Origin of the sequence: Microbacterium sp. ProA8, assembly GCF_039905635.1 — a bacterium.
Classification (GTDB): Bacteria; Actinomycetota; Actinomycetes; order Actinomycetales; family Microbacteriaceae; genus Microbacterium; species Microbacterium chionoecetis.
The window spans coordinates 1,811,658-1,832,472 of the sequence record NZ_CP157000.1 but is presented as its reverse complement, the minus strand read 5'-3'; the positions used below and the strand labels follow the sequence as shown (position 1 = coordinate 1,832,472).

The window sequence follows — 20,815 nt, the reverse complement described above, 5'->3', positions numbered from 1 at the left end:
TGCCCGCCGAGACTTCACGAATGTCCGCATTTCGCGCCCCGCGGCGACATTCGTGAAGTCTCGGCCATCGAGGGCGGGCGCCCGTGCTACGCGGGCGCGGCGAAGGCGCTCCCGTCGAGCGCGCGGCGAACGCGCGCTGCCAACGCGTGGCAGTTCGGCTTGAGGTCCGCCGCACCCACCTCCATGACGCGGTAGCCGGCATCTTCGAAGAGCTGCCGCCGAGTGAGATCCTCAAGCCACTGCACGCGATCCGTCCGATGCTGATCGCCGTGATACTCAAGGAGCAGCCGCGCGCCCGGGTAGCCGAGGTCGGCATGCCGCAGGCCCGCGGACGTCATCACGGGCACCTGTACATCGGGTTCGGGCAGACCGCAGGCCACCAAACCCAGTCGCATCTCGGTCTCTTTCGGCGAGTGCACGGGCGCCCGAACCAGCTCCAGCGCCCACGTCAAGTCGACCACGCCCCGGGCGCGCCGACGTCGTGCCACCGACTCGGTCAGCTCCGCGACCGTGCAGAGCGGATGCCGCGTGCCGTCGACTTTCGGCCCTGTGAGCAGGTAGTCGCCCACGGCGGTGAGCCACTCGCGAGACAGCCTCCGTTTCGCGCCGGTCTCAGGGTCGACGCCGGTCGAACCGGGCACCGCGAGCTGCGCCCACACCTCGGATGCTGACACCAGGGGAATCAGGCCCATCATCTCGCGGGGCGTCTCGGTGTGGCTGGTCTCCCAGCCGATGACCCCGCGTCGGCGCATCGGAGGCGCGGCCGCAAGGGTCAGCACGTGCAGGGACTCGTCGGCCTTCCACGCGAACGGCAGCGGCATGCCCCAGAGCCGCGCGGCGGTGAGGTGGCTGAACCAGGCGTGCTCCCCAAGCAGCGGGACGAGGTTCTCGCACCGGGCGACGATGTCGTCGGCAGCGGTCGGCGCGTACAGCCCATGATGCGGGTGGTCGATGTCATCCGCCCGAAGCCTGCCGCGCCCGATGCCGGCGACCTTGGCTTCGGAGTAGCGGAACGGTCCCCCCGACAGCGGGAAGGGCAACGGAGACGGCGGTTGCGGCATCCACCGATCTTCACGCGATCCGCCAAGCGGCCGACGAGTTTGTCCACAGCCCCCGCGCCCGAGCCCGAGACTTCACAAATGTCGCTCAAACACGCCCAACCCTCGACATTCGTGAAGTCTCGCGCGGCCTGAGGCCCGGTCGGGGTCGCACCCGCGCGGTCGAGACTTCACAGATGTTGCTCACCCACGGCCAGACCGCGACATTCGTGAAGTCTCGCGCGCTGAGGCCCGGCCGGGGTCGGCGGCGCACCCGCGGCCGAGACTTCACGAATGTCGCCGAAGCGCCGCTAAACCCCGACATTCGTGAAGTCTCGCGCACCGCAGACGACGAAGATCCCGGATGCCTCGGCCGAGGCATCCGGGATCCTCTGCGTGTCAGGCGCGAGCGGTCAGCTTCTCGAGCTCTTCAGCGACGAGGAACGCCAGCTCGAGCGACTGCATGTGGTTGAGTCGCGGGTCGCAGAGCGACTCGTAGCGCGTCGCGAGCGCGGCCTCGTCGATCTCTTCCGACCCGCCGAGGCACTCGGTGACGTCGTCTCCGGTGAGCTCGACATGGATGCCGCCCGGGAACGTGCCGACGGCGCGGTGTGCGTCGAAGAACCCGCGCACCTCGTCGACGACGTCGTCGAAGCGACGCGTCTTGTAGCCGGTGGGCGTGGTGATGCCGTTGCCGTGCATCGGGTCGGTGACCCAGAGCGGGGTGGCTCCCGAGTCGCGCACGGCCTCCAGCAGCGGCGGCAGCGCGTCGCGGATCTTGCCCGCGCCCATGCGCGTGATGAACGTGAGGCGGCCCGGCTCGCGGTTCGGGTCGAGCTTGTCGATGAGCGCGAGTGCCGTCTCGGGCGTGGTCGTGGGGCCCAGCTTCACGCCGATGGGGTTGCGGATCTTCGAGAAGTAGTCGACGTGCGCCCCGTCGAGGTCGCGCGTGCGCTCCCCGATCCACAGGAAGTGCGCCGAGGTGTTGTACGGCGTGTTGGTGCGCGAGTCGATGCGCGTCATGGGCCGCTCGTAGTCCATGAGCAGGCCCTCATGGCCGGTGTAGAACTCGACGCGCTTCAGCTCGTCGAAGTCGGCGCCGGCGGCCTCCATGAACTTGATCGCGCGGTCGATCTCGGTGGCGAGACGCTCGTACTGCTGGTTGGCGGGGTTCTGTGCGAACCCCTTGTTCCAGGAGTGGACCTCGCGGAGGTCGGCGAAGCCGCCCTGCGTGAACGCGCGGATGAGATTGATGGTCGACGCGGCCGTGTGGTAGCCCTTCAGCAGCCGCTGCGGGTCGGCCTGGCGCGAGCCCTCGGTGAAGTCGTAGCCGTTCACGATGTCGCCGCGGTAGGCGGGCAGCGTCACTTCGCCGCGCGTCTCGGTGTCACTGGAGCGGGGCTTCGCGAACTGACCCGCCATGCGGCCCATCTTCACGATCGGCATCGACGCGCCGTACGTGAGCACCACGGCCATCTGCAGCACCGTCTTGATGCGGTTGCGGATCTGCTCGGCGGTGGCACCCGCGAAGGTCTCGGCGCAGTCGCCGCCCTGCAGCAGGAACGCGCGGCCGGAGGCGGCACGGGCAAGGCGGTCGCGGAGGTTGTCGACCTCGCCGGCGAAGACCAGCGGGGGCAGAGTCGCGAGCTCTGCGGATGCCGCAACCGCCGCCTCGGCGTCATACCACTGCGGCTGCTGCTTGATGGGCAGGGTCCGCCAGTGGTCGAGTGCGTCGAGCTGCTGAAGCATCCCTCGAGTCTAGCCGTGGCGGACTCGGCGCCGGCGCCGCGTGACGCCCGTTCGCCGGGAGGTCAGCGACTCTTCTTCTTGAGGCGATCCTTGACCGACGACGCGTAGACGTCCTCGTATTCCTGCTCCCCCAGCCGCTGCAGCGCCACCATGATCTCGTCGGTGATCGAGCGGAGGATGTAGCGGTCGCCCTCCATGCCCGCGAAGCGCGAGAAGTCGAGCGGCTCGCCGACCACGATGCCGACCCGCACGATGCGCGGGACGGTTGTGCCGATCGGCATCATCGTGTCGGTGTCGACCATCAGCACGGGCACCACCGGAACGTGCGCCTCGAGCGCCATGCGCGCGATGCCGGTGCGGCCGCGATACAGCTTGCCGTCGGGGCTGCGGGTGCCCTCGGGGTAGATGCCCAGCAGATCCCCGCGACCCAGCACCTGCAGACCCGTGTTGAGGGATGCCTCGGACGCCTTGCCGCCGGTGCGATCGATCGGAATCTGCCCGGTCCCCTTCATGAACATCCGGGTGGCCCAGCCCTTGAGGCCCTTGCCCGTGAAGTAGTCGCTCTTGGCGAGGAACGACATGGGCCGGTCGATCATGAGCGGCAGGAACACGGAGTCGATGAACGAGAGGTGGTTGCTGGCGAGGATCGCGGCCCCTTCCGCGGGGATGTTGCGACGGCCGACGATCCACGGGCGCCAGATGGCCTTGACGATCGGCCCGATCACCACGTACTTCATCAGCCAGTAGAACACCGCTACGCCTCGGTCCCCGCGAGGTCGGCGGCGCCGATGAGGCCCGCGTCGTTCACGAGCCTCGCGATCGCGAAGGTCGCGATGGGCCGGTCGCCGTAGCCCGGGAGCGAACGCTCGTAGGCCACCCGCATGGGCTCCAGCAGCGCGTCGCCGAGCTGGGCGACGCCCCCGCCGATGACGAACAGCTCGGGGTCGAGCACGGCCTGGAAACCGCCGCACGCCTCGCCGAGCGCGGTAGCGACGCGGCGCAGCGCCTCGGCGGCGCCGGGATCGCCGGCGAGGACGAGTCGCGAGACGGCCGGTCCGCTGATCGAGCCGTGCTCCGCACGGTGGGCCGCCAGCGCGGCGCCGATGCCGCCCGCGTCGGCGATCTCACCGGCCTCGCGCTGCAGCGCGCGGCCGGAGGCGTACTGCTCGAGGCATCCGTGCTGACCGCAGCCGCACAGTCGCCCCTCGCGGATGAACCGGATGTGGCCGAGCTCTGCCGCGATGCCGTGCCCGCCGCGGAAGAGCTTCCCGTCGAGCACGATGGCCCCGCCGACGCCCGTGCCCATGGTGAGCATGATCATGTGGTCGACGCCGCGCCCGGCGCCGAAGCGGAACTCGGCCCAGCCGGCGGCGTTCGCGTCGTTCTCGATGGTGACCGGAAGGCCGATGCCGTCCTCGAGCGTCGCCTTCAGCGGCTCGTTGTGCCAGTCGATGTTCGGCGCGTGGATGACGGTGGCACGGTCGCGGTCGATGAAGCCGGCAGCCGCGACCCCGACGGCGGCGACCTGATGCGCTCCCCGGAAGTAGCGCGCCATGTCGACGACGGCCTGGGCGAGCGCGTCGGTGTCGCTCGGGGTGTCGACGCGGAGCTGCTCGACGATGTGGCCGTCTGGATCTACGACGCCTCCCGCGATCTTGGTTCCGCCGATGTCGATACCGACCTTGAGCACGATCTCCCTCTCCGGCCGCCGCACGTACGACAGCGCCTTGCAGTCTATCCAGGCGGTCCTCGTCCACACCCCCCATCGGCGGGGAGGTGTCAGCCGATTAGACTCATGTCAGATCCGCCCGAGATTCAGTCGTCCGGTACCGAAGGAGCTGCCGTGGTCCAGTTCGAAGTCCCTGCCATCGTCCCCGCCGATCCGCAGGCAAACATCACCGACCTGCTGGTCGAGCGCGTCAAGGCGACGCCCGACCGTGCATTGTTCGCCGTGCCCGACGGCGAGGGGTGGCGCGACATCAGCGCCGCCGACTTCCAGAAGCAGGTCATCGCCCTCGCGAAGGGGTTCGTCGCCGGCGGCATCGAGCCGGGCGACAAGGTCGGCTTCATCGCCCGCACCACCTACGACTGGACGCTGGTCGACTTCGCGCTGTTCTATGCCGGCGCCGTGATGGTGCCGATCTACGAGACCAGCTCGACCGGTCAGATCGCGTGGAACCTCACCGACTCCGGTGCGATCGCGCTCATCACGGAGTCGCCGGAGCACACCGCCCGCTTCGCGGAGGCGCGTGGCGAGCTGCCCCTCATCCGTTCCGCGTGGGAGATGCACAGCGGCGACCTCGACCGGCTGGTCTCCGAGGGTGCGGGCGTCTCCGACGACGAGATCGAGCGGCGACGCAACCTCGCCAACGGCGCCGACATCGCCACGCTCATCTACACGTCGGGCTCCACGGGCCGCCCCAAGGGCTGCGTGCTCACCCACAGCAACTTCGTCGAGCTCACCCGCAACGCGACGCTGTCGAACCAGGAGGTCTTCGCCACTCCGGGAGCGTCGACCCTGCTGTTCATCACCACGGCGCACGTGTTCGCGCGGTTCATCTCGATCCTCAACATCCACGCCGGCGTCAAGACGGGTCACCAGCCCGACACGAAGCAGCTGCTGCCCGCACTGGGCTCCTTCAAGCCCACGTTCCTCCTCGCCGTGCCGCGCGTGTTCGAGAAGGTCTACAACTCGGCCGAGCAGAAGGCAGAGGCCGGCGGCAAGGGCAAGATCTTCCGCGCCGCCGCGCATACCGCGGTCGAGCATTCTCGCCTGCAGCAGGAGGGCAAGAAGGTCCCGCTCGGCACGAAGATCAAGTTCGCGCTGTTCGACCGGCTGGTCTACAGCAAGCTGCGCACCGCCATGGGCGGGAACATCGCGTACGCGGTCTCGGGCTCGGCCCCGCTCGGACCCCGCCTCGGCCACTTCTTCCACAGCCTCGGCGTCACGATCCTCGAAGGCTACGGTCTCACCGAGACCACCGCCCCCGCGACCGTGAACCAGGCGCGCAAGTCGAAGATCGGCACGGTCGGACCGGTCATCCCCGGTGTCGGCATCCGGCTCGGCGACGACGGCGAGATCCAGGTGCGCGGCGTCAACGTGTTCAAGGAGTACTGGCGCAACCCCGAGGCCACGGCCGAGGCGTTCGACGGCGACTGGTTCAAGACGGGCGACCTGGGTTCGTTCGACCACGAGGGCTTCCTCACGATCACCGGCCGCAAGAAGGAGATCATCGTCACCGCGGGTGGCAAGAACGTCGCCCCCGCCGCGCTCGAGGACCCGATCCGCGCCAACCCGATCGTCGGCCAGGTCGTCGTCGTGGGCGACCAGAAGCCGTTCATCGCGGCGCTGGTCACCCTCGACCCCGAGATGCTGCCGGCGTGGCTGGCGAACAACAACCTGCCTGCCGACCTGTCGCTGACGGACGCGGCGAAGAACGAGGCGGTGCGCGCCGAGATCCAGAAGGCGATCGATCGTGCGAACACGTCGGTGTCGCGCGCCGAATCGATCCGCAAGTTCACGATCCTCCCCACCGAGTGGACGGAGGGCAGCGGTCATCTGACGCCCAAGATGAGCATCAAGCGCAACGTGATCCTCTCCGACTTCGCGGGCGACATCGAGGAGATCTACGCGGTCCCCGTCAACACGACGAACGTCTCGCTCCCGTAGCAGCGCGATGGATGCCGGAAGCCCCGGACCCCTTCAGGGGTCCGGGGCTTCGTCGTGTTCCGTCTGGCTGTCTGGTGCTCCGAGTTCACTGGCGCGGGAACCAGCGGTTCCAGGGGGAACGGGACTTCAGAACCAGTCGGACTCGCGGATCTCGCGCATCGCGACGCGGCGCTCTTCGGGCGTCAGCCGCTCCAGGTAGAGCATGCCGTCGAGGTGGTCGGTCTCGTGCTGCAGCGCCTGCGCGAGCAGCCCCTCCCCCTCGAGCACGATCTCGTTGCCGTCGAGATCGATCCCGACGACTTTCGCACGCGGGTACCGGACGGCCTCGTGCCAGAGTCCCGGCACCGACAGGCATCCCTCGCCGATCGCCTCGGGCTCCCCCGAGACCTCGACGAGGACAGGATTCAGCACGTACCCGATGTCGCCGTCGATGTTGTAGCTGAAGGCCCGCAGGCCCACGCCGATCTGCGGCGCCGCGACGCCGGCGCGCCCGGGCAGCTCGACGGTGTCGACCAGGTCTCGCACGAGGGCGCGCACACCCTCGTCGACGGTCTCGATGGGGGTGCTGACCGACTTCAGAACGGGGTCGCCGAAGACACGGATGGGACGAACAGCCATCTGTCGCCTCAGGCCGCCGAAGCGAGCGAACGAAGGCCCTCGACCACCGTGGCGGCGAGCTCGCGCGCAGCGTCCCGCGTGGCGGGCTGCAGCTCGCGGAAGACGATGGCGCTGCCGGCCGCGATGTGCGCGTCGTACGGCACACGCACCACCGCGCGCACGCGCGTGCGGAAGTGCGACTCGAGCTCGTCGAGCTGCACGAGCGGATGCCCGGGTCGCGCGTTGTTGAGCACCACGACGGCGTTGCGCACCTTGTCGGAGTAGCCGTTCGTCTCGAGCCACGTCAGAGTCTCGGACGCGAGGCGTGCCTCGTCGACACTGAGGCCTGCGACGATCACGAGCTGGTCGGCCAGGTCGAGGGTGGCGCCCATGACGGAGTGCACGATGCCGGTGCCGGTGTCGGTGAGGACCACCGAGTAATAGTGCGCGGCAAGGGCCGCGACATCCCGGTAGTCCGCGTCGTTGAACGCCTCCGAGACGCGTGGGTCGGAATCGGAGGCGACGACGTCGAGGCGGGTCTCGTCGCGCGCGACGATGTTCGAGAGGTCGTTGAAGCCGACCACCTCGGGGCTGATGCGCACCAGGTCGCGGACGGTCTTGCCGCTGTCCCCCGAGATCCGCTCGGCGAGCGTCCCACGGTCGGGGTTGGCGTCCACCGCGATCACGCGGTCGTCGCGGGCGCCGGCGAGAGCCATGCCGAGCAGCGTGGTCACGGTCGTCTTGCCGACTCCGCCCTTGCGGGAGAGCACCGGCACGAAGCGCGCGCCGCCGACAAGCGGCGCCGCGATGCGGCGGTCGAGCTCCTTGCGGGCCCTCGCGCGCTTGCTGTCGCCGAGGTTGATGCGCCTGCCCGAGATCGAGTAGACGAAGTGCTGCCACGCGCCCTCGGGCTCGGGGCGGACCACCTGGTGCGGGTCGAGCAGCCGATCCGCGGTGAGCAGATCGGCGGTCTCACGGTCGGCCTCGAACTCGCCCAGGCGCTTGGACGCGAGAGCGACGTCGGAGCGGGCGAACGCAGCCCGCTCCACGGCCGAGCGCTCCATGACGGGCTGGGCACCGGTGTGGTTCGCCTGCCGACGGGTCGCGGGAGTCGAGCCGGTCGCAGTCTTCGCCGCCGCGGCGCTCGCCGAGACGGACGGCGGTGCGGGCGACTTCGGTGCGGGCGACGTCTTGGGTGCGGATGCCGCGGCCGCGGCATCCGTCTTGCCGGCGTCCTTGCCGGCGTCCTTGCCGTCGTCGGCCGGGGTCTTGGCGATCATGGGCTCCTCCGCGGTGTCGTCGGTCGCGATGACATCGTCTCCCGTCGGGGCGTTCTCCGCCAGAGCGGCTTCGCCTTCGACATCGTCGATGCCCTCGGCGAGGACGCGGTCGAACTCGGCGGGATCGAACTCTTCGTCGAAGTCCGCGTCCTCGAATTCGGCGACGTCGAAGTCCACGATGTCGAACTCGTCTTCGGCGGAATCGGCTGCTGCAGGCGGCTCCGTGCCCACCTCGTCCTGCATCTCGACCTGCACCGCGGGCGAGACAGCGGCCGGCGCGGGTGCCTCCGGGGCGACCTCGGCCTCGGCCTCGGGTTGCTCGTGCAGGTCGGCCGCGTCCTCGACCATCACCTCGGCGTCGCCGTCGCGGTCGCGCGGCTCCTCGACCGGGAGCGCCTCGAAGACTTCATCCGCGTCGGCGATGTCCTCCACCGGCGCTGCCGGCGCGAAGCCCTCGCCCTCGACCGTCCACTCCTCGAGCTCCGCGGGCGTCTCCACGATCTCCGCCTGGGCTGTCTCGAGGGGATACTCGTCGGCAGGCGCGGGGGCGATGACGGGAAGGTCGGCGTCCGCCGGGATCTCGATGACGAAGGGCACCTCGTCGTCGATGACACCGTCGTCGGCGAGGTCGTCCTCGGATTCGGACGGCAGCTGGACGTTCACCTGCGCCGTTGCACCGCCCAGGATGCCGAGACCGGTCGTGTCGATGCTGCCGGTCTCGGAGAGCACCCCGTTCTCGGGTTCGTCGGGCGTGTGTTCGGTGCGATCGGGCGTCACTGCGAAGTTCTCCTGGGAAGATGGCGCCTGTTCGGGTGCCGCGGGCGCATATTCGGGCGTATGCCGCCTTCCAGGCTACTGGGCCGGACGGATCACGACCAAAAGGTCGCCCGCATCGACCTGTGCGGTCGCGGCGATCGCGAGGCGTTCGACGACGCCGTCGACAGGCGCGGTGATGGCGGCCTCCATCTTCATGGCCTCGATCGAAGCCACCGGCTGCCCGGCCGCGACGGCGTCGCCGACGGCCGACTTCAGCGTGACGACGCCGGAGAAGGGCGCAGCGACCTGCCCCGGCTTCGAGGTGTCGGCCCTCTCAGCCGGGCGCGTCTCGACCTTGATGCTGCGGTCGCGCACGAACACCGGCCGCAGCTGTCCGTTGAGGGTCGTCATCACGGTCCGGAAGCCCTTGTCGTCGGCTTCGCCGATCGCTTCGAGTCCGACGTACAGCTGCACGCCCGGGTCGATCTCGGCGATGTGCTCCTCCCCCGGCTTCAAGCCGTAGAGGTAGTCCGGCGTGCCGAGAGCAGTGAGGTCGCCGTACGCCTCGCGGTTCTTCTCGAACTCGCGTGCCGGGCCGGGGAACAGCAGCCGGTTGAGGGTGCGGCGGCGGAGCGCCCGGTCGCCGGCCAGACCTTCGTGCTCCTCCTCCGTGAGCGGAGGCACCTCGATCGAGACCGTGCGGCCTTCGAGCACCTTGGTGCGGAAGGGCTCGGGCCAGCCGCCCGGCAGATCGCCCAGCTCGCCCGCCATGAAGCCGACCACCGAGTCCGGGATGTCGTAGCTCTGCGGGTTCGCCTCGAAGTCGGCGGGGTCGGCGCGCACCGCGACGAGCGCGAGCGCCAGGTCGCCGACGACCTTGGACGAGGGCGTCACCTTGGGGATGCGGCCGAGGATGCGGTCGGCGGCGGCATACATGTCCTCGATGAGCTCGAAGTCGTCGGCGAGGCCCAGTGCGATCGCCTGCTGACGGAGGTTCGAGAGCTGTCCGCCCGGGATCTCGTGGTGATACACGCGGCCCGTCGGCGAGGCGAGCCCGGACTCGAACGGGCGGTAGAGGTGGCGCACGGCCTCCCAGTACGGTTCGAGGTCGCTCACCGCCTGCAGACTGAGTCCGGTGTCGCGGTCGGTGTGCGCGAGCGCGGCCACGAGAGCCGAGAGCGAGGGCTGGCTCGTGGTGCCCGACATCGGTGCGGCCGCGGCATCCACCGCGTCGACGCCCGCCGCACTGGCCGCCAGGAGCGTCGCCAGCTGCCCGCCCGCGGTGTCGTGGGTGTGCAGATGCACCGGGAGGTCGAAGTTCTCGCGGAGCGCCGTGACCAGCTTGGCGGCGGCGGCTGGTCGCACGAGACCGGCCATGTCCTTGATCGCCAGGATGTGCGCGCCGGACTCGACGATCTGCTCGGCGAGGCGGAGGTAGTAGTCGAGCGTGTAGAGCTGCTCCGCCGGATCGAGCAGATCGGAGGTGTAGCAGAGCGCCACTTCGGCGATGGCGGTGCCCGTGGAGCGCACGGCGTCGATCGCCGGGCGCATCTGCGACACGTCGTTGAGCGCGTCGAAGATGCGGAAGATGTCGACGCCGGTGGCCGCGGCTTCGCGCACGAACGCGTCGGTGACCTCGACGGGGCGAGGGGTGTAGCCCACCGTGTTGCGGCCGCGCAGCAGCATCTGGATCGGGATGTTGGGCATGGCCTCGCGGAGCGCCTCGAGGCGCTCCCACGGGTCTTCCGCAAGGAAGCGCAGCGCGACGTCGTAGGTGGCACCGCCCCACGCCTCGACCGACAGCAGCTCCGGCGTCATGCGCGACACGTGCGGGCCGACCCGCACCAGGTCGCGGGTGCGGACGCGGGTGGCCAGCAGCGACTGGTGGGCGTCGCGGAACGTCGTCTCGGTGACGGCGAGTGCGCTCTGCGCGCGAAGAGCGCGCGCGAAGCCCTCGGGGCCGAGCGCACGCAGCTTCGCGAGCGTCCCCGCCGGCGGGGCGGCGGTGAGGTCGATGCCGGGCAGCTTGCTGCCCGGCGACACCGACAGCGGCTTGTCGCCGTAGGGCCGGTTGACGGTCACGTCGCCGAGCCAGTTCAGCAGCTTGGTCGCCCGGTCTCGTGACGGGTTGCTGGTGAGCAGCTGGGGGCGCTCGTCGATGAAGGAGGTGCTCACGTCGCCGGCGACGAATGCCGGGTCGTCGAGCACCGCCCGGAGGAACGGGATGTTGGTCGAGACGCCGCGGATGCGGAACTCCGCGAGCGCCCGGCGTGCACGGGCGACGGCGGCCGGGAAGTCGCGGCCGCGGCACGTGAGCTTCGCGAGCATCGAGTCGAAGTGCGGGCTGATCTGCGAGCCCGCTGCGGTCGTGCCGCCGTCGAGCCGGATGCCGGCGCCGCCCGGCGAGCGGTACGTGGTGATGCGGCCGGTGTCGGGGCGGAACCCCTGCGACGGGTCCTCGGTCGTGATGCGGCACTGGAGGGCGGCGCCACGCAGCTGGATCCTGTCCTGCGTCAGACCGAGCTCGGCGATCGTCTGCCCGGCGGCGATGCGCATCTGCGACTGCACGAGATCGACATCCGTCACCTCCTCGGTGACGGTGTGCTCGACCTGGATCCGCGGGTTCATCTCGATGAACACGACCTCGCCGGTGCGGGGGCCCGCCGTCTCCAGGAGGAACTCCACCGTGCCGGCGTTCTCGTAGCCGATCGACCGTGCGAAGGCGACGGCGTAGCCGTGGAGCGCGTCGCGGACGGCGGGGTCGAGGTTGGGCGCGGGTGCGATCTCGATCACCTTCTGGTGACGGCGCTGCACCGAGCAGTCGCGCTCGAACAGGTGCACGGTCTCGCCCGTCGCGTCGGCGAGGATCTGCACCTCGACGTGGCGCGGCCGCTGCACGGCCTGCTCGAGGAACACGCGGGCGTCGCCGAAGGCGCTTCCCGCCTCTCGCATCGCCTCGGCCAGCGCGGGGGCGAGCTCTTCACGGCGCTCGACGCGCCGCATCCCGCGTCCGCCACCGCCGGCGACCGCCTTGACGAAGATCGGGAAGCCGATGTCGTCGGCCTGGCCGAGCAGGGCGTCGACGTCGTCGGACGCCTCGGTCGAGCGCAGCACGGGCACGCCCGCGGCGACCGCGTGGTGCTTCGCGGTGACCTTGTTGCCGGCCATCTCGAGCACCTTCGCGGGCGGACCGATGAAGGCGATCCCGTTGGCCGCCGCCTTCTCCGCCAGCTCGGGGTTCTCCGAGAGGAAGCCGTAGCCCGGATAGATCGCGTCCGCGCCGGCATCCTTCGCCACGCGGATGATCTCGTCGACGTCGAGGTACGCGCGGACGGGATGCCCCTTCTCGCCGATCTCGTACGACTCGTCGGCCTTCTGCCGATGCAGCGAGCCGCGGTCTTCGTACGGGAACACCGCAACCGTGCGGGCCCCCAGTTCGTATGCGGCGCGGAAGGCCCGGATGGCGATCTCGCCTCGGTTCGCGACCAGGATCTTGCGGAACATTCGACCTCCGTGTGCGGCGGCGCAGGCGGGCCCGGGGAACAGGCTGAGTGTGCTCTCAGCCTAGGGGACGGTAACGTTGTGCCTTGTGCACGTCCTATCCGTCAGCTCGCTCAAGGGTGGGGTCGGCAAGACAACCGTGACTCTCGGACTCGCGTCGGCGGCATTCGCCCGCGGTGTCCGCACGCTCGTCGTCGACCTCGACCCGCAGTCCGACGTATCGACGGGCATGGACATCCAAGTCGCCGGTCGACTGAATGTCGCAGATGTCCTCGCCAACCCGAAGGAGAAGACGGTCCGTCAGGCCATCACCTCCAGCGGATGGGCGAAGGTGCATCCGGGCACCATCGACGTGATGATCGGCAGCCCGTCTGCGATCAACTTCGACGGTCCGCACCCGAGCGTCCGCGACGTGTGGAAGATGGAGGAGGCGCTGGCGACCATCGAGGCCGACTACGACCTCGTGCTCATCGACTGCGCACCCTCGCTCAACGCCCTTACGCGCACCGCGTGGGCGGCGTCCGACCGCGTGATCGTCGTGACCGAGCCCGGCCTCTTCTCGGTGGCCGCCGCCGACCGTGCGCTCCGCGCGATCGAGGAGATCCGCCGCGGCCTCTCCCCTCGCCTGCAGCCGCTGGGCATCGTGGTCAACCGCGTGCGCCCGCAGTCGATCGAGCACCAGTTCCGCATCAAGGAGCTGCGCGACATGTTCGGCCCCCTCGTGCTGAGCCCGCAGCTGCCGGAGCGCACCTCACTGCAGCAGGCGCAGGGCGCCGCGAAGCCGCTCCACATCTGGCCCGGCGACTCCGCGCAGGAGCTCGCCGCCGACTTCGACTCGCTGCTCGACCGCGTCATGCGGACGGGTCGCATCCCGGTCGCGGAAGACACGCGCTCCTGACGATGACGGATGCCGGTGGCACCGGCATCCACTCGGTGACGGCCGTCTCAATTGATGGTCACTTTGTATAGATCGTGCACCAGTCGGTGATCACGACTTGCTATTCGCCTCGCGATCACTGACCATATCGCCATGGCATCGATGACGCTGCACCCTGACAGCCTCGCCGTGCACGCCGGCCGCGACGATCTCGCGAGCCTCGGCGTCCACGCACTCCCCCTCGACCTCTCGTCGACCAACCCGTTGCCCGGGATCGACCTCGGCGGCATGTCCTACGAGGTGCTCGCCACCGGCGGCCACCCGTTCGAAGGGGGCTCGAACGTCTACGCCCGACTGTGGAATCCCACGGTCGCCCGGTTCGAAGAGGCGCTCGCGCGCCTCGAGCACGCCGAAGAGGCTGTGGCCTTCTCGTCCGGCATGGCCGCGGTCACCGCGGTGCTGCTGGCGTTGACGCACGAGTCGCAGCGCCGCCACGTCGTGGCGGTCCGCCCGCTCTACGGCGGAACCGACCATCTGCTGGCATCGGGGCTGCTCGGCGTCGAGACGACGTTCTGCGCCCCCGACGCCGTCGCGGCGGCGATGCGGGACGACACCGCGCTCGTCGTGCTCGAGACCCCGGCCAACCCGACGCTGGAACTCGTCGACATCGCCGCCGTGGTGGAGGCGGCGGGCGACGTGCCGGTGCTGGTCGACAACACGTTCGCCACGCCGATGCTGCAGCATCCGCTCGATCTCGGCGCCGCCCTGTCGCTCCACAGTGCCACCAAGTACCTCGGCGGCCACGGCGATGTCGTCGGCGGCGTCGTCGCCTGCGATGCGCGGCTCGCCGCGGCCCTGCGCCGCACGCGCGCCATCACCGGCGCCATCATGCACCCGCTCGCGGCCTACCTGCTGCACCGCGGCCTCGCGACGCTGCCGGTGCGCATGCGGGCGCAGCAGGAGGGCGCGCGCATCGTCGCGGACTGGCTCACGACGAGGGACGAGGTCGCCCGCGTGCACTTCCCCGGCTTCGCGGCGAGTGACCCGCAGGGCCTGGTGGGCACGCAGCAGGCGGGTCCGGGCGCGATGATCGCGATCGAGCTCGCCGGCGGGTTCGCGGCGGCGTCGTCGCTGACGGCCGAGGTGGAGCTGTTCACCCACGCGGTGTCGCTGGGCAGCGTCGACTCGCTCATCCAGCACCCCGCGGCGCTCACGCACCGCCCCGTCGCGTCGGAGGCCAAGCCGTCCGACGCTCTGGTGCGGCTGTCGATCGGGCTCGAAGACCCCGCCGACCTCATCGCCGACCTGGCTCAGGCGTTCACCGCGAGCACGGAGGCACGAGACCGGGTGGAGACGGCGCGGGCGTGAGTCAGGCGGTGCGGGCGGCGCGGCGAACCGCGAGCTCGTCCATCGCGTCGAGCTTCTCGACCTCGAACTCGACGAGCTCCGACTCGACCTCGCGCAGCACCTTGCCGACCGCGATGCCGAACACGCCCTGACCGCGGCTGACGAGGTCGATCACCTCGTCGTTCGACGTGCACAGGTACACGGAGGCGCCATCGCTCATGAGGGTCGTGCCCGCGAGGTCGCGGATGCCGGCGGCACGCAGCTGGTCGACCGCGGTGCGGATCTGCTGCAGCGAGATGCCGGTGTCGAGCAGGCGCTTGACCAGCTTCAGCACGAGGATGTCGCGGAATCCGTAGAGGCGCTGGGAGCCGGACCCGCTGGCGCCCCGGACGGTCGGCTCGACGAGCTCGGTACGAGCCCAGTAGTCGAGCTGACGGTACGTGATGCCGGCAGCCTTCGCCGCCACCGCTCCGCGGTAGCCGACCTCGTCGTCCATCGCGGGAAGTCCGTCGGTGAAGAGGAGTTCTGCGCCGAACGGCTCACCTGCAGCCAGGTCTCCGGTCATGCTCGTTCCCCCCTCCGGAATCGAATACCTCAACGCTAGATCAGCCTCCCCCTCGCGGCAATGACATCCGCTGTTCGGAGGTCGGCGTGTCGCACGCTTCGCTTCGGCAGGCCCCCTGCCGACGGCGTCCGCGCCGTGTCAAGAGAGCATGCGGTCGAGCGCGGCACGCACGAAGATCGCGCGCACGTCATCGAGGCGCCGGGTCAATTCGGGCGCGAGTTCGCCGGCGCGACCGCGCGACGAAGCATCCGTCCGCCGCAGCAACGGCGCGAGGGCCGACTCGACGAGGGCGACATCGCGCTCGGCGCTCTGGCGCAGCGCGCGGACGTGACGGGGCTCGATGCCGTGGCGGTCGAGGGCGACGAGCGCGCGCAGCAGCGTGACGGACTGCTCGGTGTAGGACTCCGCTCCGGCGAGGATCCCGGTGCTGATCGCATCGTTGAGCAGCTGCGGCGCGGCGCCGGCGGCAGCGAGCATCTCGTCCCGGCGGTAGCGGCGCGGGGCGGGCACGATCGAGGGCGGCGGCACCGCGGTCGGCGTGGCCGGATCGCGGCCGGCGTCGACGTCTTCGAGGTAGTCGCGGATGACCGACAGCGGCAGGTAGTGGTCGCGCTGCAGCGTCAGTGCGAGCCGCAGCCGCTCGAGGTCGTCCTGCGAGAACTTGCGGTAGCCGGACTCGGTGCGCAGCGGCGTGACGATGCCCTGCACCTCGAGGAAGCGCAGCTTGCTGGACGTGAGGGACGGGAACTCCGGCGACAGTCGCGCCAGAACCTGCCCGATGCTGAGAAGACCCGCGGACGACGCCCTTTCACGGGCGGAAGCCGCGGGCATCAGGCGTCCGCCGCCCGGGCGAGGTCGGCCGGCGAGACGAAGAAGTTGAGGCGGAACTTTCCGACGCGCACCTCGGCGCCATTGGTGAGCGTGGCTCTGTCGACCCGCTCGCCGTTGACGTAGGTGCCGTTGAGCGAGCGCTGGTCGACCAGTTCGAAGGTCGTGCCCGAGCGGGTGATCTCGGCGTGGCGGCGCGAGACGGTGACGTCGTCGAAGAAGATGTCTGCTTCGGGATGCCGTCCGACGGTCGTCACGTCGGAATCCAGCAGGTAGCGGGCGCCTGCGGTGGGTCCGGAACGGACGAGCAGCAGCGCAGCACCGGACGGGAGAGCATCGATCGCGTCGAGCTCCGCATCCCCGAGCTCGCTGCCGAACGGCACGAACGACAGATCGGAATCGTGGCCGAACGTCTGCGTGGTGTCGGCGGCACGGTCTGACTCGTGCGCGGCGGCTCCTGCGGCGCGGCGGATGTCGCCCTCATCGGGTCGGCGGTCGTGCTCCACGGTTTCCTCCTCTGCTCGGCCAGCCTATCCGATCACCCTCGGCTCGGAAGAGGCCGTTTTGGCGGTTGCGGCAGCGGATCGTCGGCACCGAGGCCCGAGGGGTCCGGCATGGCGGGGCGCTCGGGCCAGGCCCGCGCACCCCCGAAACGGCGGCTGTCGCAATGTTTCGCCGCGTGTCACCCGAGATGCCTTGACACGCGTGCCCCCCTAGCCTGGCAGGACCGCAGACGATTCGTCGCATGAGAAGGAGAACATCGTGTCCAGCCCGCACAGCCACATCCCGCCCCTCCAGGTGCGTGAGCGTGCGGCGTGCATGTGCGACCACGGTGCCAGCTGCTCCTCATTCGCCCCCGGGCACGCGCTGCACCTCATCCAGGCGCGCCTGGCCGCGGCGACGCCGTCCGAATGGGCGGACGCGATCGTCGAGGAGTCCGACGAGCGATCCGGCTTCGTGATCGTGCGGACGCTGACCGATGCCACGTCGATCGTGCTGTGGAACGGCGTCGGCGCCGCCGCGACGGCGACGCCCGGCACGCCGGTGGCGCTGCACGAGCGCTACCACGTGCTGGCCGTCGGCGGCGCGCGCTACAACGTCCTCCGCGCGGAGCTCGTCGAAGCCTGAGGCCCCGCCGCGAGCCGGCGGCATTCGTGCGCGATCGATCGCGCACGAATGAGAGAAGGCGACGGGCCTCAGCCCATCGCCATCATCGAGTTCTTCATCGCCATGCAGGCGTCCATGCACGCCTGGCAGGCCTGAGCGCACATCTTGCAGACCTCGCTGTGGTCGGCGTGCTCCATGCACTCGTCCATGCACAGCTGGCACATCGCGATGCACGCATCCAGCATCGACATCATGGTCGCCGGGTTCATGCCCTGCATGCGCAGCATGGACCGCATCATCGTGTTGCACATGTCCGCGCAGTTCATGCACGCGGGGGCGCACGACATCATCTGCGTGGAGCACACCGTGCATGCCTGCTCGCAGGCCGAGCAGGCGTCCATACAGGCCTGCATCACCGACATGTCCATGGTGTCCATGCCGGGCATCGACATCATGTCCTTTGACATGGCGTCCATCATCATGGAGTCCATCTGCCCACCTCGCTTCCCTGGGTTCGTCCGCGAGCAGGAGTGCCCGCCTGCGGCTCAGGCTACTCGCGCGACGGCGCCGTTTGAAGCCTCGGCGAGGGCCGATCGGGCGTTGTCACAAGGAATTCACAAACCCCTCTGCGCACGACGACGCCCGCCCCCTCGCCCGAGGGGACGGGCGTCGTCGCCGGCCGTCAGTCGCCGGCTGCCGCCCAGAAGATGGCCTGCGCGGCTTGGCTCATCGCGCCCTTCGGGTGCGTCCGGAAGAACGGCGAGGTGCCGAACACGACCGCACGGGAACCGGAGGCGGACTCGCCCGAGATGACCGCCGCCTGACCGGCGGCCGCCGCCGGCCCGTTGGTCCCGGCGCCGCTCGGACGCCAGTGACCGGCGAGGAGCACGTCGTCGGCGTATCGCACCTCGGCGGTCGTGCCCGCGCCGAGGTTCGTGAACCAGTATGCGGGGTAGATGAACGACGCGTCCTGCGGGTGCGCGGAGAAGATCGACCCCTCCGGCGTGTCCACATCCACGATGCCGTTGCCGGAGCCGTTGCCCGCGACGACGGAGCCGGACACCAGGCCGTACGTCGAGGCCACGGCGAACGCCTGGTTGGTGCGTCCCACGATCGACCCGCCGGCATCGACCCACTGCTGCACGTAGGTGCGGCCGGTCGAGCCCGCTGCGAGCGAGAAGGATGAGCCGACCCAGAGCAGGTCCGCGTCCTCGAGCCCGGTCGTCCCTGTCGCCGCTCCGTTCTGCACATCCGCCGCGGTCACGCGCGTGATGTCGGTGAACCCCAGTTCGGCGAGCGCGAGGGCGTCGTCCTGGCTTCCCGCCACCGCGATCGTGAGCTGCTCCAGCTCGGTGGCCTCGTCGAGTGCTGCGACGTCGGCGGCCGAGACCGCCTCGAATGCGATGTCGTAGTCGACGACGGCCTTCGCGGCGGCCGACAGGCCGGCTTCGCCGACGACGGCGCGTCCGTCGTCCAGCAGCCACACCGGTGCCTCGGCCTCGAGCAGCGAGTTCAGCGCGCGGTAGTCCTCGACCCCCGCGACGTCGAACGCCACGTAGGCCGACTTCTTGGGCAGCACACCATCCTGCGGCACGCGGTGGAGCGGCACGACGGCGCCGATCGCGGCATCCGTCGTCGATCCGACCTTGTCCACCGTCGCGCCCCACAGGTATGCGAGGCTCCACGCGGAGATGTCGTACATCGACGGCACCTTCCCGGAGATGTCGGTGCCGAGATCGAGCAGCGCGTTGGCGAGACCGCGGCGCGGCTGGTGCATGTCGACCACGAAGGAGCCCGCCGGATAGGTGACTCCGCCGACGGTCGTGGTGCGCGCCAGCGTGCCGACCTCGATGCCGTGGAAGAGCAGCGTGTCGACCAGGGCTTCGGCGTCGGAGGTCGAGCGCTGCGCATCCCCGAGCGGGATGACGTAGGCGCGCGGCAGTTGAACCGGATCCTGGTCGTCCGCGACGTCCCAGTGCTCCTTCCACTGGTCCGGGCCGGGGACCGCGGCGACGTCTGCGGCGGTGAGCGAGTCCTTCGGGGCGCCGGTGAGTCCGCGGCGGAACGACTCGATCTGGTCGGCGAGCATCACGTCCGAGTTCTCGGTGACATACCGGACCATCGATTCCATCGTCGCCTTGGCGACCGCGGTGTTGATGACGGCGTTCGCCGGCGTCGTCGTCGATCCGGTACGCCCGCGGGGCAGCTCGACGGTCGACGTCACGGCGCCGTGGAACGCGGCGTACTGCGCCGTGAAGATGGGCGGGTAGTCGTCCCAGCCCGACGGGGTGTCGCGGTACGGGATCTTAATGTTGCCCGTGTTGGTGTTCGTGACGCCACCGGTCGCCCGGTCGTAGTAGGTGTTGCCCGGGATCTCCGCGGCCACGACATCGGCCTCGACCTGCAGCGCGGCGGCGTAGCCGTGCGGGATGAACAGGTCGTACTCGTAGTTCTCACCGTGTGGCGGACCGCAGGGCTCCACCTGCAGCACGCTGGTGTAGCCGTGGAAGTCGGCCGCGTAGAGCGGCTGAAGGGCCTGTGCCGTCGCGACGAAGGACCGCGCCTCCGGTGTGGTGAGCGTCACCATGTCGCGGTTGGCGTCGAGCGAGAGCGAGGTCGCGCGCGTGGCGAGCGTCCGACCGTCGGGGTTGAGCGTCAGCGAGAAGTAGAGGCGGTGGTCCTCGAGCGCCGCCACCGTCGCCGGGTCCTCCGAGACGGCGAGCTGCTCGATGAACTGCATCGCCGCGTCGGTGCCCTCCCACTCGTTGCCGTGGATGTTCGAGCTGATCCAGATCGGCGTCTTGTACTCCGCCGCGAGCTGGGGATCGCTCGCCGCTTTGGCGGGCGCGGTGCGGATCTCGTCCCGCCACTTCGACTGCCGCGCCGTCTCACCCGTGCTCTCCGGCGCCGTGACGGTGACCAGGTACAGGTCCCGTCCAGCGGTCGACTGGCCGACGAGCTGCGTCGAGACCCGGTCGCTCTCGGCCATGAGCTGGTTCAGCCGCGGCGCGAGCTCCGAGAAGGCGATCGTCTGGTTCAGGTCGGTCGCGTCCGGGCTGTCCGCGGGGTAGACCGTCAGGGTCGGCTGGAACGGGTACGACGTGGGCATGTCGATCGCGCCGGCGGTCGCCTTGGCGGCCGGCCCCGTCTTGGCCAGTTTGACGAGATCCGCGAACGACGTGGACGTCTCGGAGCCGGGATCGCGCTCCGGCCCGCGGCCGCCGGGGTCTTCCGTGACAGCCGAGATGCCGGGGACCGCGATGGCGGGAACGGGTGCTGCGAACGCAGCACCGCTCGTGAACGAGGCGGCCGCGACGGCGACGCCGCCGATGACCGCGATGGAGCGTAAGAGTCTCATGACTTCCTTTTCTCGACGGTGGGCGCCCGCGACCACGAGCGCGAGCCGACCGGCCCGGCGCCAGCGTGGCACCCTTCTGTTTCCACGGCGGGACCGCTCGTGAACGCCGTGTTTCCGCCCGCCTCGCTGCGACCGGATGGACG

At 70.0% G+C, this 20,815-nt stretch carries 16 protein-coding genes; 4 read left to right on the top strand and 12 right to left on the bottom strand.

Annotation, left to right across the window (positions count from 1 at the left end):
- Nucleotides 1-86: 86 nt before the first annotated feature.
- The 4 genes from ABG085_RS07865 to ABG085_RS07850 form a co-directional block, all read right to left on the bottom strand.
- Nucleotides 87-1,061: a hypothetical protein gene (locus tag ABG085_RS07865; RefSeq protein WP_347978840.1), complete on the bottom strand. Its 975-nt coding sequence runs from the start codon at nucleotides 1,059-1,061 to the stop codon at nucleotides 87-89.
- A gap of 375 nt (nucleotides 1,062-1,436) precedes the next feature.
- Nucleotides 1,437-2,786 carry a 3-deoxy-7-phosphoheptulonate synthase class II gene (locus ABG085_RS07860; RefSeq protein ID WP_347978839.1) on the bottom strand — a complete coding sequence of 450 codons (1,350 nt, stop codon included), beginning with the start codon at nucleotides 2,784-2,786 and terminating at the stop codon, nucleotides 1,437-1,439.
- Between the two features lie 62 nt (nucleotides 2,787-2,848).
- Nucleotides 2,849-3,538 (bottom strand): lysophospholipid acyltransferase family protein, encoded by a 690-nt coding sequence (locus ABG085_RS07855; protein ID WP_347978838.1) that lies wholly within the window; start codon nucleotides 3,536-3,538, stop codon nucleotides 2,849-2,851.
- A gap of 2 nt (nucleotides 3,539-3,540) precedes the next feature.
- Nucleotides 3,541-4,476, bottom strand: coding sequence for an ROK family glucokinase (locus tag ABG085_RS07850; protein WP_347978837.1), 936 nt, complete (start codon nucleotides 4,474-4,476; stop codon nucleotides 3,541-3,543).
- Nucleotides 4,477-4,629: 153 nt separating this feature from the next.
- On the opposite strand from ABG085_RS07850, the gene ABG085_RS07845 reads away from it, so the two are divergent.
- Nucleotides 4,630-6,456, top strand: coding sequence for a long-chain fatty acid--CoA ligase (locus ABG085_RS07845; RefSeq protein ID WP_347978836.1), 1,827 nt, complete (start codon nucleotides 4,630-4,632; stop codon nucleotides 6,454-6,456).
- A gap of 126 nt (nucleotides 6,457-6,582) precedes the next feature.
- Here ABG085_RS07845 and def read toward each other — a convergent pair whose 3' ends face one another.
- The 3 genes from def to ABG085_RS07830 all read right to left on the bottom strand — a co-directional run bounded on the left by def (nucleotide 6,583) and on the right by ABG085_RS07830 (nucleotide 12,593).
- Nucleotides 6,583-7,074: a peptide deformylase gene (def, locus tag ABG085_RS07840; protein ID WP_347978835.1), complete on the bottom strand. Its 492-nt coding sequence runs from the start codon at nucleotides 7,072-7,074 to the stop codon at nucleotides 6,583-6,585.
- A gap of 8 nt (nucleotides 7,075-7,082) precedes the next feature.
- Entirely contained in the window at nucleotides 7,083-9,110 is a 2,028-nt protein-coding gene (locus ABG085_RS07835) for an AAA family ATPase (RefSeq protein WP_347978834.1), read from the bottom strand.
- 75 nt (nucleotides 9,111-9,185) lie between these two features.
- Nucleotides 9,186-12,593, bottom strand: coding sequence for a pyruvate carboxylase (locus ABG085_RS07830; protein WP_347978833.1), 3,408 nt, complete (start codon nucleotides 12,591-12,593; stop codon nucleotides 9,186-9,188).
- Between the two features lie 85 nt (nucleotides 12,594-12,678).
- Here ABG085_RS07830 and ABG085_RS07825 point away from each other — a divergent pair, with 85 nt between their 5' ends.
- The gene (locus ABG085_RS07825) at nucleotides 12,679-13,488 is read left to right on the top strand and encodes a ParA family protein (RefSeq protein WP_194415853.1); all 810 of its coding nucleotides are present in this window, start codon (nucleotides 12,679-12,681) and stop codon (nucleotides 13,486-13,488) included.
- Nucleotides 13,489-13,620: 132 nt separating this feature from the next.
- Complete coding sequence (locus tag ABG085_RS07820; protein ID WP_347978832.1) at nucleotides 13,621-14,835, top strand: aminotransferase class I/II-fold pyridoxal phosphate-dependent enzyme; 1,215 nt, start codon at nucleotides 13,621-13,623, stop codon at nucleotides 14,833-14,835.
- A 1-nt stretch (nucleotide 14,836) separates the two neighbouring features.
- On the opposite strand, the gene ABG085_RS07815 is transcribed toward ABG085_RS07820, so the two are convergent.
- The 3 genes from ABG085_RS07815 to ABG085_RS07805 all read right to left on the bottom strand — a co-directional run bounded on the left by ABG085_RS07815 (nucleotide 14,837) and on the right by ABG085_RS07805 (nucleotide 16,713).
- Nucleotides 14,837-15,379: a MerR family transcriptional regulator gene (locus ABG085_RS07815; RefSeq protein WP_347978831.1), complete on the bottom strand. Its 543-nt coding sequence runs from the start codon at nucleotides 15,377-15,379 to the stop codon at nucleotides 14,837-14,839.
- Between the two features lie 138 nt (nucleotides 15,380-15,517).
- Nucleotides 15,518-16,210, bottom strand: a complete 693-nt coding sequence (locus ABG085_RS07810; RefSeq protein ID WP_347978830.1) for a MerR family transcriptional regulator — start codon at nucleotides 16,208-16,210, stop codon at nucleotides 15,518-15,520.
- On the bottom strand, nucleotides 16,210-16,713 hold the full coding sequence (locus tag ABG085_RS07805; RefSeq protein ID WP_347978829.1) for an FHA domain-containing protein: 504 nt from the start codon (nucleotides 16,711-16,713) through the stop codon (nucleotides 16,210-16,212). Before ABG085_RS07805 ends, ABG085_RS07810 begins: the two co-directional genes overlap by 1 nt.
- 256 nt (nucleotides 16,714-16,969) lie before the next feature.
- Here ABG085_RS07805 and ABG085_RS07800 point away from each other — a divergent pair, with 256 nt between their 5' ends.
- Entirely contained in the window at nucleotides 16,970-17,335 is a 366-nt protein-coding gene (locus ABG085_RS07800) for a hypothetical protein (protein ID WP_347978828.1), read from the top strand.
- Nucleotides 17,336-17,403: 68 nt separating this feature from the next.
- On the opposite strand, the gene ABG085_RS07795 is transcribed toward ABG085_RS07800, so the two are convergent.
- Nucleotides 17,404-17,805 carry a hypothetical protein gene (locus tag ABG085_RS07795; protein WP_163620808.1) on the bottom strand — a complete coding sequence of 134 codons (402 nt, stop codon included), beginning with the start codon at nucleotides 17,803-17,805 and terminating at the stop codon, nucleotides 17,404-17,406.
- A gap of 191 nt (nucleotides 17,806-17,996) precedes the next feature.
- Nucleotides 17,997-20,672 (bottom strand): M14 family zinc carboxypeptidase, encoded by a 2,676-nt coding sequence (locus tag ABG085_RS07790; RefSeq protein ID WP_347978827.1) that lies wholly within the window; start codon nucleotides 20,670-20,672, stop codon nucleotides 17,997-17,999.
- Nucleotides 20,673-20,815 lie beyond the last annotated feature (143 nt).

Bases quoted from the DNA above. Each gene is read 5' to 3' on its own strand.
- ABG085_RS07865 (WP_347978840.1), bottom strand. From the start codon at position 1,061: ATGCCGCAACCGCCGTCTCCGTTGCCCTTCCCGCTGTCGGGGGGACCG.
- ABG085_RS07860 (WP_347978839.1), bottom strand. From the start codon at position 2,786: ATGCTTCAGCAGCTCGACGCACTCGACCACTGGCGGACCCTGCCCATC.
- def (WP_347978835.1), bottom strand. From the start codon at position 7,074: ATGGCTGTTCGTCCCATCCGTGTCTTCGGCGACCCCGTTCTGAAGTCG.
- ABG085_RS07830 (WP_347978833.1), bottom strand. From the start codon at position 12,593: ATGTTCCGCAAGATCCTGGTCGCGAACCGAGGCGAGATCGCCATCCGG.
- ABG085_RS07820 (WP_347978832.1), top strand. From the start codon at position 13,621: ATGGCATCGATGACGCTGCACCCTGACAGCCTCGCCGTGCACGCCGGC.
- ABG085_RS07815 (WP_347978831.1), bottom strand. From the start codon at position 15,379: ATGACCGGAGACCTGGCTGCAGGTGAGCCGTTCGGCGCAGAACTCCTC.
- ABG085_RS07810 (WP_347978830.1), bottom strand. From the start codon at position 16,210: ATGCCCGCGGCTTCCGCCCGTGAAAGGGCGTCGTCCGCGGGTCTTCTC.
- ABG085_RS07795 (WP_163620808.1), bottom strand. From the start codon at position 17,805: ATGGACTCCATGATGATGGACGCCATGTCAAAGGACATGATGTCGATG.
- ABG085_RS07790 (WP_347978827.1), bottom strand. From the start codon at position 20,672: ATGAGACTCTTACGCTCCATCGCGGTCATCGGCGGCGTCGCCGTCGCG.